Genomic DNA, 11,388 nt, shown 5'->3' with positions numbered 1-11,388 from the left:
CCTGGCCGGCTCAGTGGTTGGGGAACCACTATGGCCACGATAAGAGTCGACCGGTGGCCGATCACCGTGCAACTACATCCCGCCGAGTATCTGCCGGGCTGGCTGATGCGCGTCGGCTGTCGCTACCAACTGACCCCGATCCAGATTTTGCGCGAGCTCCGTGTGCCGCGGAGCCCGACCGGATATCACCTCGTTCTCGAGCACCTGAGCCTGCACGCTCGGTGGATCGCCGCTCACCTCGGTGTCCCTGCCGGTGACCTGCGCGCCGCCCTGTGGGGCCGGCCGATCGATGCCGCCGCGGCACGGTACCTGGTGCACCACCGCCACATTCGGCCCGACCGGGGAGGATCGCGTTTCTGTGCCCGATGCCTGGCCGAACCCGATCCGTGGTGGCATGCAGGCTGGGCCAATCCGCTGCTGCCGCTCTGTGTACGCCACCAGGTGTATCTGCAGTCGACATGCGAAGGCTGCGGTCAGGTGCCGTGGACAGGAACGGCGTGGATGAGCGCTCTGGCCCCGCCGTGGCAGTGCCCGCAGCGCCATGCTCGCGAACCGCAACGCCCGGGGCGTGTGAGACCGTTCTGCCGATACGACCTGCGTGACGCTGCTGTCCTCGCTGCACCGGCGAAGCTGTGTCATGCCCAGCAGAATCTGATCGAGTTCGCTGCCCTCGCCGACCTTCAGCCGAGCCGACAGTTGCGCTACGGCACCACCGACATGCCCATCACCGAGGTGCTCGACGAGCTGTGCCGTCGATTCGTCGACACGATCGGCTCTCCCGTGCGAGGACCTGGCGACCGGCCTGGACAGTCTGAGCAAGGCGATCCTCCCGCGAGGCAGAACTGGCATGCGACCCGTTGGCCGTTCCAGGCTGGGAGCCAGCCGGCCAGTCTGTGAACGTCCCTTGAGTCGTGACGAGCCGGTCCGAGAATCCGCCAGCCGTCATCATTCGCGACCGTTGTCGGAGTCCGCACTGGCGGAGTAGAACGCGCGTTGTCCCGCTCCCTCCGCTTGATTAATCATGTTTCCTCAATATCATCGTTTTATGACGATGAATGAGCGAGCGACGACCTGCTTCGGTGAAAGTCTCGACTCTGCAGCAGCGTTGTTCCACAGTCTCTCCGACGGCACCCGCCTGGCCATCGTGCGCCGCCTCGCCGCCGGGGAATCCCGAGTAGCGGACCTGGTCGGCGAGCTGGGATTGGCGCAATCGACAGTGTCGGCGCACGTGGCATGCCTGCGGGACTGCGGCCTGGTGCAAGGCCGCCCGCAGGGCCGGCAGGTGTTCTACTCGCTGACCCGACCGGAATTGCTCGACCTGCTCGCCTCGGCCGAAACCCTGCTCGCCGCCACCGGCAACGCCGTCGCGCTGTGCCCCAACTACGGCAGCGACACCGGAGAAAAGCCATGAGTGACGCGTGCGGCTGCGGCCCCGACGAACCCCGCCCCGAGGGCGAGGACGACCACGAGCCCGACAAGTGGTGGCAGGTCACCGAGATCCGAGCCGCCGCCATCGCGGGCCTCCTGCTGATCGCAGCCCTGACCGTCCACGTGACCGGTGGGCCCGATGCTCTCGGAACGGGCCTCGAAGCGGTGGCGCTGATCGTCGCCGGCTACACCTTCGTCCCCGCCACATTGATGCGTCTGGCCCGCGGCAAGATCGGGGTCGGCACCTTGATGACGATCGCCGCAGTCGGCGCCGTGTTGCTCGGCGAGGTCGGCGAAGCCGCGATGCTCGCCTTCCTGTTCGCCATCAGCGAGGGTCTCGAAGAGTACGCGGTCGCCCGCACCCGCCGCGGCCTGCGCGCCCTGCTGAATCTGGTCCCGGACACCGCCACCGTCCTGCGCGGTGGCCGCGAACAGACCGTTCCCCCAGCGGAGTTGGTGCTCGGGGAGATCATGATCGTCAAACCCGGGGAGCGGCTCGCCACCGACGGCACCATCCGCACCGGGCGCACCGCCCTGGACACCTCCGCAATCACGGGGGAATCGGTCCCGGTCGAGGCCGGACCGGGCGCCGAGGTGTTCGCCGGCTCGATCAACGGCACCGGAGTGCTCGAGGTCGAGGTCACCGCCCGGGCGGAGGACAACTCGCTGGCCAAGATCGTGAAGATCGTCGAGGCCGAGCAGTCCCGCAAGGGCGAGGCCCAACGTCTGGCCGACAAGATCGCCACACCCCTGGTCCCGGGGGTGATGGTCGCCGCGGCGCTGATTGCCGCGATCGGCAGCGTGTTCGGTGATCCGCTGGTGTGGATCGAACGCGCCCTGGTGGTGCTGGTTGCCGCGTCCCCGTGTGCGCTGGCCATCGCGATCCCGGTGACCGTGGTCGCCGCGATCGGCGCCGCCTCCAAGCTCGGTGTCCTGGTCAAGGGCGGGGCCGCCCTCGAAGCGTTGGGCCGTATCCGCACCGTCGCGCTGGACAAGACCGGCACCCTGACCCGCAACCGACCCGAGGTCATCGACGTCGCCACCACCGGCGACGCCACCCGCGCCGACGTCATGAACGTCGCCGCCGCACTCGAGGCCCGCAGCGAACACCCCCTCGCCACAGCGATCCTCGCCGCCGTCGACGACTACACACCAGCCGAGGACGTCGATGCGGTCCCCGGCGCCGGACTGACCGGACACCTCGACGGCACCCCCGCCCGTCTGGGCCGGCCGGGGTGGATCGACCCCGGCCCCCTCGCCGCCGATATCGAGCGGATGCAGCACGCCGGAGCCACCGCGGTGCTCATCGAACGCGGCGGCACCCTGATCGGGGCGATCTCGGTGCGCGACGAACTGCGCCCCGAGGCCCGCGACGTGGTTGCTGGGCTACGCCGCGACGGTTACACCGTGGCGATGCTCACCGGCGACAACGAGCGCACCGCACGCGCGTTGGCCGCCGACGTCGGTATCGACGAGGTGCACGCGGACCTGCGTCCGGAGGACAAGGCCCGCATCGTGCACACCCTCCGCAAGACGCGGCCGACGGCGATGGTCGGCGACGGTGTCAACGACGCCCCCGCCTTGGCGACCGCCGATCTGGGGATCGCGATGGGCGCGATGGGCACCGACGTGGCCATCGAGACCGCCGACGTCGCTTTGATGGGTGAGGACCTGCGGCACCTGCCGCAAGCCCTGCAGCATGCCCGGCGGTCACGGACGATCATGTTGCAGAACGTCGGCCTCTCGCTGGCGATCATCACCGTCCTGATGCCGCTGGCGCTGTTCGGGGTACTCGGCCTGGCGGCGGTTGTCCTGGTTCACGAGGTCGCCGAGATCATCGTGATCGCCAACGGGGTCCGCGCCGGACGCGCTCGCCCCCTGACAATCTCCGGATCGGCGGCACCTGCGTCGAATCCTGGGGTACGAGAATCCTTTTCTTCCTGAAGGGCCTTCCATGAGTCCAATGCCTGCAACTGTCCGAGCCTGGTATGCCGCGGAGATGACCGCCGCTCGACACACTCACACTGCAGCCGAGCGGTGGACCCATCTCGAACGCGCGCACATCCTGTCGCAGCCCTACCCGTGGCCGCACACTCGCAATCACCTCGCCATGCTCGGTCTCGCGGTGCGTCAACGCGACCGTCGCGAAGCCCTTGGGCAGATCATCCGGATCATGGTTGCTGCCCCCGGTTCCGCGCTCGGGGGTTACCCCGAAGGCAACACCGGCCGCGTCGCTGCAGGGTTGATGACCCCCATGCCGATTCCCGCCGATCTGACCGACGTCCTCACTGGCACAGCGTGATCCGAATCGTGGCTTCAGGCATGTCTCACACGAACGACATGAGTGGACGACCCGGCCCGGTGCTGGCGGATCAACGCACCGGTGCCGGATGCCGTTCGGCCAGCTGTCCCAACGCGGTGATTCCGACCGGTTCGCTGACGGCCAGCGGAATCACCGCGCACCGATTGGCGAGTTCGTCCCGGACCGTGTCGATCTGCTCGAGTTCGGCAACCGCTCGCTGCCGCAGCAGCGGCGCGGTGGGCGCCGCCGCGGCCAGGGAATTGTTGACCACCCACCCCCACGGCTCGATACCAGCGCGCCGCAGATCATCCTGCAAACCGGCCGCCTCGAGCACCGGGGTGGTCTCGGCAAGAGTGACCAGCACAATCTTGGTCTGCGCCGGGTCCTGCAGCCGCATCAGCGGGGTGATGAAGCGCCCGCCATCGCCCATCTGCCGGGCGATCTCCCGGTGATACGAGCCGGTCGCATCGAGCAACAGCAGAGTATGCCCGGTCGGGGCGGTATCGACGACGACGAACTTGCGGCGTGATTCGTGGATGACCTTCGAAAAGGCCTGGAACACCGCGACTTCCTCGGTGCACGGGGACTGCAGATCTTCGGCGAGGGTGGCGCGGCCGGCGTCGTCGAGTTCGGCGCCCTTGGTGGCCAGGACCCGGTTGCGGTAGGTCTCGCTCGCCTCGTGCGGATCGATGCGGGAGACCTCGAGGTGATCGAGTTCCCCGGCGAGAGTGTCGGTCAGATGTGCGGCGGGGTCGGTGGTGGTCAGGTGCACGTCATGACCACGGCGGGCCAGCGCCACCGCGATCGCGGCGGCAATGGTGGTCTTGCCGACTCCACCTTTGCCCATGCACATCACCAGCCCGTGGCCATCAGCCTCGATCGCATCGACCAGATCCGCCAGTGAAGCATCGGCGACCGCGGCGACACCCGGTTCGGTGTCGTCGACACTCACAGCGGTGGTGGTGGTGGTGTCGAACAGGGTGCTCAAAGCATCGAGACCGACCATGTTGACCGGCTTGAGCTCCACCAGATCGGTGGGCAGCGCGACGATCGCGGCGCCGCGACCCGCCAATGCTGCCTGCTCACGCTGGTACACGGCGGTAGCCAGCGGGTCGGTGTCATCGGCCGGGTCGGGCAGCACGCCGTTGACGACCACATGCTGTCTCGTCATGCCGATCGCGGCGAGTTCGCTGTGGGTGCGGGCGATCTCGGCCAGAGCGGCACGGTTCGCGCGTGCCACGAGCACCAGGCGGGTACGGCCGGGATCCGACAACGCCTCGACCGCGCCGGCGTACATGGCTTTCTGCTTGTCGAGCCCGGCCAGCGGACCGAGGCAGGACGCGTCGCCCTTGCCGTGGTCGAGGAATTCGGTCCAGTTACCGGGCAGTTGCAGCAGCCGGATGGTATGGCCGGTGGGGGCGGTGTCGAACAGCACGTGATCGAACCCGGCGACCCGGTCGTCGGGATCGGTGAGCAGAGAAGTGAATTCGTCGAACGACGCGACTTCGGTGGTGCACGAGCCGGACAACTGCTCGGTGATCGACGCGATCTCCGCTGCGGGCAACAACCCGCGGACGGGACCGACGATGCGTTCGCGGTAGGCGGCGGCGGCCTCCTCGGGGTCGATCTCGAGCGCGCAGAGCCCCGCCGCCGCGGGGACCTCGGTGATCGTGTTGCCGATGCTCAGACCGAAGACCTGCCCGACATTGGAGGCGGGGTCGGTCGAGACGAGCAGCACCTTCTTTCCGGCCCGGGCCAGGCGCACCGCTGACGCGCACGCGATGGAGGTCTTACCGACCCCACCTTTACCGGTGAAGAACACGAACCGGGGCGGGTCGGTCAGAAACGTCGGGTCGGCGGCAGCCATGAAAGCAGGTACTCCTCGTCGGATGGGTATCGGCGGGCGGGGTGCGGATCTACATGGTCAGCAGCAGGTGGACTCGCCCGGGGTGCAGCAGGAGTCGCTGTCGTCCGCGAGCCCGAGCATGGTCACCCCGGACGGCGGCGCGGGTACCTCGAGGCCGGCCCAGGTGGCGAGCTCGGTGCGGGTCGGGTAGCGCCCGGTAGCGACGGTGACGTCGTCGACGAGCACGAGCGGCAGCCCGTCCGATCCGGCGAGTTCGAGGAATTTCTTGACGGTCTCGTTGTGGGCGAACGCGAGCGGGTCGTTGGCCAGGTTGTGGCGGGTGATGGCGGCGCCCTGCTCGGTCAGCGCGGCCATGTCGGCGGTGAAGGTGACCAGGTTCTGGTCGAGGTCCTCGCCGCACACGCCGGTGTTGCAGCACAGGGCCGGTTCGAAGACTGCGATGGTGCTCATAGGTATCAGGTATTCCTTCAGTGCTCGAGGGCGAACAGAGTTTCCGGGACGAACTCGGTTATCGGGCGTCGGCGTCGGAAAGCAGCCGGGTAGCGAGCTCCTCGACGCGGACAGCGATGTCATCGCGCACCAGGCGCATCCGCTCGATGCCGTCGATGCCGCGCTCGGACGGCTCATCGGTGTCCCAGTTCTCGACGACCACCCCGGCGGGCGCATCGACGTGGGCTTCGCCGCCGAGGGTGACCACCAGGTCGACTTCGGTGAGGAGTTGCGGATCGATCGGCTTGGGGCGCTCACCGTCGATGGAGGCGCCTACCTCGTGGAGGACCTGCACCGACAGAGCATTAAGGGACGCCCCTGGGGCGGTACCGGCCGAATGGACGGTGACGCGGTCGCCGGCTGTCTTGCGCATCAACGCTGCGGCCATCTGGGATTTTCCGCCGTTCTTCACACACACGAACAGCACCGAAGCAGTGGGCACGTGGAGGTCCCTTCCCGTTTGACGACTGGATTGATAACAGTCAATATAGACGCATGTCGAATCAGCTGTCGAGTGAGGCCGAACCGTGCTGCCCGCCGCTCGCCCGTGAGCCCCTGACCTCGGATTGGGCCACCGACCTGGCCCGCATGTTCAAGGCCCTCGGTGATCCGGTGCGGCTGCGCATGCTCAGCATGATCGCCAGCCACCAGGGCGGGGAGAGCTGTGTGTGCGACATCAGCCCCGCGTTCGACCTGTCGCAACCGACCATCTCGCACCACCTCAAGGTGCTGCGCGAAGCCGGACTTCTCGACTGTGAGCGCCGCGGCACCTGGGTGTACTACCGGGTGATCCCCGCCGCCCTCGAGCAACTGTCCGCGGTGCTCGCCACCGAATCCGGGGTCCTGCCCGGATCGGCCTGCACCTGCACCTGCGCCCCGACTGAAGCCCTTCAGGAGATCGTCTCGTGACCACCACTGAACACCGGTCCGTCGCCGGCAAGATGTCGGTCCTCGACCGGTTCCTGGCCGTGTGGATCGGCATCGCCATGGTCGCCGGTCTGCTGCTCGGCCGCCTCATTCCCGGGCTCGGGGACGCGTTGAGCGTCATCGAGATCGACAACATCTCTCTGCCGATCGCGCTCGGTCTGTTGATCATGATGTACCCGGTGCTTGCGAAGGTGCGCTACGACCGCCTCGACACCGTCACGGGCGATCGCAAGCTGTTGATCTCCTCGCTCATTCTCAACTGGGTGCTCGGCCCGGCGCTGATGTTCGCCCTCGCCTGGCTGCTGCTGCCCGACCTGCCCGAGTACCGCACCGGCCTGATCATCGTCGGCCTGGCTCGCTGCATCGCGATGGTCATCATCTGGAACGACCTCGCCTGCGGCGACCGCGAAGCCGCCGCAGTACTGGTTGCGATCAACTCGGTTTTCCAGGTGATCATGTTCGCTGTGCTCGGCTGGTTCTACCTGTCGATCCTGCCCGGCTGGCTCGGGCTCGAACAGACCACCCTCGATGTCTCCCCGTGGCAGATCGCCAAATCGGTGCTGATCTTCCTCGGTATCCCCCTCGTCGCCGGCTTCTTGACCCGCCATTTCGGTGAAAAAGCCAAGGGACGTGAGTGGTACGAGGACACGTTCTTGCCGAAGATCGGCCCGTGGGCGCTCTACGGGCTGCTGTTCACGATCGTGATCCTGTTCGCCCTGCAGGGCGAGCAGATCACCTCGCAGCCGTGGGACGTGGTGCGGATCGCGTTGCCGCTGCTCGCGTACTTCATCCTCATGTGGGGTGGTGGGTTCCTGTTCGGTGCGGCAGTGGGGCTCGGTTACGAGCGCACCACGACGCTGGCGTTCACCGCCGCCGGAAACAACTTCGAGCTCGCCATCGCGGTGGCGATCGGCACCTTCGGTGTCACCTCCGGCCAGGCTTTGGCCGGGGTGGTGGGTCCGCTCATCGAGGTGCCCGTCCTGGTTGCTCTGATCTACGTCTCGCTCGCCCTGCGTAAGCGTTTCACCAGTTCTCCCGCCCCCACTGTGTCGTAAGGATCGGCCACGTCAGGAGATGTCGATGTCCCAGCACGCTGCTCAGCCAGAATTACTGATGCCTCAGGCGGTGCTGCACCGCAGTGCCGAACATCTCGCCGAGAAGTACGCCGGGGTGTTCTCGGCGCAGACCGTCGAGCGGATGGTCTTCGAGTCGTATGCGGCGCTGCGGCGCACCGCCAAGATCCATACCCATTTGCCCTCGCTGGCCACCCGCTTCGCGGGCGAACGCCTCACTGCTCTGGCGCAGGCCGAGGGCGCTATACCGAAGGATGTGCCGGAGGTGCTGTTCGTGTGCGTGCGTAACAGCGGACGTTCGCAGATGGCCGCGGCACTGCTGGCTCATCACGGCGCGGGACGGGTGCACGTGCGCTCCGCCGGATCGGCTCCTGCAGCGGCGATTCATCCTGTCGTGGTCGAGGCGATGGCCGAGATCGGGCTCGATCTCGGCGGCGAATATCCCAAACCCCTGACCGACGATGTGGTGGCAGCCGCCGATGTGGTGATCACCATGGGGTGCGGTGATGCGTGCGCGGTGTATCCGGGTAAGCGCTACCTCGATTGGTCGTTGATCGATCCGGACGACGAGTCGCTGGGCACGGTGCGCGCCGTCCGCGACGATATCGACACTCGCGTGCGGGCTTTGCTGGCCGAACTCGACACCGTTTCTGCCTGAATTCTCTTCGAAAGGACGTCTGTTTTCATGACAACTGATTCCTCGACCGATCGCACACCCTCGGTGTTGTTCGTGTGTGTGCACAACGCGGGCCGTTCCCAGATGGCCGCGGGATTCCTCACTGCGCTGGCCGGCGACCGGGTCGAGGTCCGTTCCGCGGGCTCCGCTCCGGCCGAGCAGGTCAACCCGGCCGCGGTCGCGGCGATGGCCGAAGTCGGTATCGACATCTCCGCGCAGAACCCGAAGATCCTCACCATCGACGCGGTGCAGGCCTCCGATGTGGTGATCACCATGGGGTGCGGCGACACGTGCCCGGTGTTTCCGGGCACGTCGTATCGGGATTGGGTGCTCGAGGATCCGGCCGGGCAAGAGGTGGAGGCGGTGCGTCCGATCCGCGACGAGATCAAAGCCAAGGTCGAGGCGCTGATCGCCGAGCTCGTTCCAGACGGCGCCCAAGCCTGACAGGGGTGGGCGCCGATGACAACAAACATGACGGAGGCGTTCAGTCCCTCGAGTCGAGGGTCCGCGCTCGAAGGTCGTGAGTCCACGGATTGAGATGTGCCGGATACGGCAACACCGAAGCAGGCTCCGAGGTCAGACTGCAATGACGGGCAGTTCGATCGTAAAGCGTGCCCCACGGCCCGGCCCGTCACTGTGTGCTCGGATGCGCCCGTGGTGGGCTTCGACGAGGGCACGGGTGATGGTCAGGCCGATACCGCTGCCGCCGTGTCGGCGATCACGGGCTGTATCGGCGCGGTAGAACCGGTCGAAGAGGTGGTCGAGGTGCTCGGGAGCAATGCCCTCGCCGGTGTCGGCCACCGTGATCTCCACCCGATCGCGGTTCGCTCGTCTGCTGGTGACCGTGACCGTGCCGCCACAGGCGGTGTGGCGCAGGGCATTGTCGAGCAGATTGCCCAGGACCTGGCCGAGCCGGTCGGGGTCGACCGATACGACCAGGGAGTCGTCGAGACGGCTGTGCAATTCGACGCCTGTGTTCTCGTACCGTTCGCGCACCGCATCGACCGCGGCGGTGACCAAGACGCCGGTGGTGGTGGGCACCGGCCGGATGCGGGTGAGGTGTTCTTCGGCGCGCGAGACCGCGGTGATGTCCTGGGCGAGACGCCCCAGCCGGTGGGTGGCATCGCGCAAAACTTGTCGGGTGTCGTCGTCGAGGGTGCGGACGCCGTCGTCGAGGGCTTCGAGATAAGAGTCGAGGGTCGCAATCGGGGTGCGCATCTCGTGGCCGAGGTCGGTGAGCATCCGGCGGCGGGTACTTTCGGTGGCGTCGAGACGGCGGGCGAGTTCGTTAACGGTGACGGCGAGCTCGTCGAATTCGCGGCCGAGACCGGGGCTGGACACGCGAGTGTCGTACCGGCCGCCTGCGATCCGGGCGGTCGAGGTGGTCACCGCGGTCAACGAGCGTTGAACACGGCGGGTGATGTACCAGCTCACCGCCAATGCCAGCAGCACCGCGACCGCGACCGCCAGACCCCATGCAAGGGCGATCGACCAGGCGAACGCCTCTTCGACGTGCGCGGCCTGACTCGAGTTGTGGTCGATGCCGGCCTGGCCGAGGTGATCATGGAAGATCCCGGGCGCGAGGGCGGAGGCGACGAGCCAGGCGCTGGCGGCGCAGCCGACCACCACCACGGTCAAGGCGAGGAACAGCCGGGTGCCGAAACTCGATCCCGCCAGTGCCTGCTGGGGCGATGCAGCTGAACCTCGTCTGCGGTGGGGGCGCCGGGCCGTCATTGTCCGGCGCCCATCTTGTAGCCGACCCCACGCACGGTGCGCACATAGCGGCCGCGGACAGCATCGTCGCCGAGTTTGCGGCGCAGATGACCGACGTGCACATCGACCAGATGCGCGTCGCCGGTCCAGCTCGGTCCCCACACCGCCTCGATCAGCTGAGCCCGGGTGAGCACCACGCCGGGATCGCGGGCCAGCGCGGCCAGGACGTCGAACTCGGTGCGGGTCAAGGCCACCGGCCTCCCGGCGACGGTGACTTCCCGGCCGTCGACATCGAGGGCCAGGTCCCCGGCGCGGCGGATCAGGCCGGTGGCGGCGGTCTCGGCCGGTCTGGGTGCGGCGACGTGGGCGCGGGGACGGCGCAGCATGGCCTGGATGCGGGCCATCAATTCGCGGGGGCTGAACGGTTTGCTCATGTAGTCATCTGCGCCGACGGACAGCCCGATGAGGGTGTCGATCTCTTCGGTGCGGGCGGTGAGCATCACGACATAGGCGTCGGAGAACGTCCGCAGTTGCCGGCACACCTCGACCCCGTCCAGATGGGGCAGGCCGAGATCGAGGACCACGACGTCGGGGTCGACCTGTCGGGCGAGGGTGACGGCGTCGGCGCCGTCACCGGTGATCGCGGTCTCGAACCCGTCGCGTTCGAGATACGAGCCGATCAGGTTCGCCAACGGTGCCTCGTCCTCGACGACCATCGCCCGCAACCCGGTCGACGGGCGCGGCGGCGCCGCAGAGTCGCTGGTCGCGGTGGGGGTGCGAGCGGAGGAGTCCATGGCGTCCATCTTCACCAGCGGACACCGCTGTCGACGAGGCGGTGTGGCTTCTTGAGCAAATCTTCATACGACCTCCACAGGAATCCACGGGTAGGCACACCAGGCTGGAAGCACGAACC

The 11,388-nt window shown here is 67.4% G+C and carries 13 protein-coding genes; 8 read left to right on the top strand and 5 right to left on the bottom strand.

The genetic code is table 11. The features are described from left to right. Positions 1-30: 30 nt before the first annotated feature. The 4 genes from AC0LPE_RS15240 to AC0LPE_RS15225 all read left to right on the top strand — a co-directional run bounded on the left by AC0LPE_RS15240 (position 31) and on the right by AC0LPE_RS15225 (position 3,730). Complete coding sequence (locus tag AC0LPE_RS15240) at positions 31-897, top strand: TniQ family protein (RefSeq protein ID WP_072738915.1); 867 nt, start codon at positions 31-33, stop codon at positions 895-897. A gap of 148 nt (positions 898-1,045) precedes the next feature. Further along, positions 1,046-1,411: an ArsR/SmtB family transcription factor gene (locus AC0LPE_RS15235; protein WP_169687515.1), complete on the top strand. Its 366-nt coding sequence runs from the start codon at positions 1,046-1,048 to the stop codon at positions 1,409-1,411. Next, positions 1,408-3,372 carry a heavy metal translocating P-type ATPase gene (locus AC0LPE_RS15230; protein WP_169687516.1) on the top strand — a complete coding sequence of 655 codons (1,965 nt, stop codon included), beginning with the start codon at positions 1,408-1,410 and terminating at the stop codon, positions 3,370-3,372. The genes AC0LPE_RS15235 and AC0LPE_RS15230 overlap by 4 nt, the downstream gene beginning before the upstream one ends. A gap of 10 nt (positions 3,373-3,382) precedes the next feature. After that, positions 3,383-3,730, top strand: a complete 348-nt coding sequence (locus AC0LPE_RS15225) for a DUF3703 domain-containing protein (protein ID WP_054720545.1) — start codon at positions 3,383-3,385, stop codon at positions 3,728-3,730. 70 nt (positions 3,731-3,800) lie between these two features. On the opposite strand, the gene arsA is transcribed toward AC0LPE_RS15225, so the two are convergent. The 3 genes from arsA to AC0LPE_RS15210 are packed head-to-tail and all read right to left on the bottom strand — an operon-like array spanning position 3,801 to position 6,528. Beyond that, complete coding sequence (gene arsA, locus AC0LPE_RS15220) at positions 3,801-5,597, bottom strand: arsenical pump-driving ATPase (protein ID WP_169687517.1); 1,797 nt, start codon at positions 5,595-5,597, stop codon at positions 3,801-3,803. Positions 5,598-5,654: 57 nt separating this feature from the next. Continuing rightward, positions 5,655-6,047 (bottom strand): arsenite efflux transporter metallochaperone ArsD, encoded by a 393-nt coding sequence (gene arsD, locus AC0LPE_RS15215; RefSeq protein ID WP_064063745.1) that lies wholly within the window; start codon positions 6,045-6,047, stop codon positions 5,655-5,657. A 58-nt stretch (positions 6,048-6,105) separates the two neighbouring features. Further along, a complete protein-coding gene (locus tag AC0LPE_RS15210; protein WP_132476081.1) occupies positions 6,106-6,528 on the bottom strand; it encodes an arsenate-mycothiol transferase ArsC in 423 nt (140 codons plus the stop codon). A 53-nt stretch (positions 6,529-6,581) separates the two neighbouring features. Here AC0LPE_RS15210 and AC0LPE_RS15205 point away from each other — a divergent pair, with 53 nt between their 5' ends. From AC0LPE_RS15205 to AC0LPE_RS15190, 4 genes are read left to right on the top strand one after another with little or no spacing between them, the layout of a single operon-like run. Next, positions 6,582-6,995, top strand: coding sequence for an ArsR/SmtB family transcription factor (locus tag AC0LPE_RS15205; RefSeq protein WP_132476083.1), 414 nt, complete (start codon positions 6,582-6,584; stop codon positions 6,993-6,995). A gap of 32 nt (positions 6,996-7,027) precedes the next feature. Beyond that, a complete protein-coding gene (arsB, locus tag AC0LPE_RS15200; RefSeq protein WP_132476153.1) occupies positions 7,028-8,068 on the top strand; it encodes an ACR3 family arsenite efflux transporter in 1,041 nt (346 codons plus the stop codon). Positions 8,069-8,093: 25 nt separating this feature from the next. Beyond that, the gene (locus AC0LPE_RS15195; RefSeq protein ID WP_059384770.1) at positions 8,094-8,744 is read left to right on the top strand and encodes an arsenate reductase/protein-tyrosine-phosphatase family protein; all 651 of its coding nucleotides are present in this window, start codon (positions 8,094-8,096) and stop codon (positions 8,742-8,744) included. 27 nt (positions 8,745-8,771) lie between these two features. Continuing rightward, entirely contained in the window at positions 8,772-9,206 is a 435-nt protein-coding gene (locus tag AC0LPE_RS15190) for an arsenate reductase ArsC (protein WP_132476087.1), read from the top strand. Positions 9,207-9,338: 132 nt separating this feature from the next. On the opposite strand, the gene AC0LPE_RS15185 is transcribed toward AC0LPE_RS15190, so the two are convergent. Continuing rightward, on the bottom strand, positions 9,339-10,496 hold the full coding sequence (locus tag AC0LPE_RS15185; protein WP_490604766.1) for a sensor histidine kinase: 1,158 nt from the start codon (positions 10,494-10,496) through the stop codon (positions 9,339-9,341). Further along, positions 10,493-11,269, bottom strand: coding sequence for a winged helix-turn-helix domain-containing protein (locus AC0LPE_RS15180; protein WP_199233400.1), 777 nt, complete (start codon positions 11,267-11,269; stop codon positions 10,493-10,495). Before AC0LPE_RS15180 ends, AC0LPE_RS15185 begins: the two co-directional genes overlap by 4 nt. Positions 11,270-11,388 lie beyond the last annotated feature (119 nt).

This window comes from Rhodococcus sp. S3, assembly GCF_058211795.1.
This window is presented reverse-complemented; position numbering and strand designations above follow the sequence as displayed.

Bases quoted from the DNA above. Each gene is read 5' to 3' on its own strand.
- AC0LPE_RS15205 (WP_132476083.1), top strand. From the start codon at position 6,582: ATGTCGAATCAGCTGTCGAGTGAGGCCGAACCGTGCTGCCCGCCGCTC.
- AC0LPE_RS15190 (WP_132476087.1), top strand. From the start codon at position 8,772: ATGACAACTGATTCCTCGACCGATCGCACACCCTCGGTGTTGTTCGTG.
- AC0LPE_RS15240 (WP_072738915.1), top strand. From the start codon at position 31: ATGGCCACGATAAGAGTCGACCGGTGGCCGATCACCGTGCAACTACAT.
- arsB (WP_132476153.1), top strand. From the start codon at position 7,028: ATGTCGGTCCTCGACCGGTTCCTGGCCGTGTGGATCGGCATCGCCATG.
- AC0LPE_RS15225 (WP_054720545.1), top strand. From the start codon at position 3,383: ATGAGTCCAATGCCTGCAACTGTCCGAGCCTGGTATGCCGCGGAGATG.
- AC0LPE_RS15235 (WP_169687515.1), top strand. From the start codon at position 1,046: ATGACGATGAATGAGCGAGCGACGACCTGCTTCGGTGAAAGTCTCGAC.
- AC0LPE_RS15185 (WP_490604766.1), bottom strand. From the start codon at position 10,496: ATGACGGCCCGGCGCCCCCACCGCAGACGAGGTTCAGCTGCATCGCCC.
- arsA (WP_169687517.1), bottom strand. From the start codon at position 5,597: ATGGCTGCCGCCGACCCGACGTTTCTGACCGACCCGCCCCGGTTCGTG.
- AC0LPE_RS15230 (WP_169687516.1), top strand. From the start codon at position 1,408: ATGAGTGACGCGTGCGGCTGCGGCCCCGACGAACCCCGCCCCGAGGGC.
- arsD (WP_064063745.1), bottom strand. From the start codon at position 6,047: ATGAGCACCATCGCAGTCTTCGAACCGGCCCTGTGCTGCAACACCGGC.
- AC0LPE_RS15195 (WP_059384770.1), top strand. From the start codon at position 8,094: ATGTCCCAGCACGCTGCTCAGCCAGAATTACTGATGCCTCAGGCGGTG.
- AC0LPE_RS15180 (WP_199233400.1), bottom strand. From the start codon at position 11,269: ATGGACTCCTCCGCTCGCACCCCCACCGCGACCAGCGACTCTGCGGCG.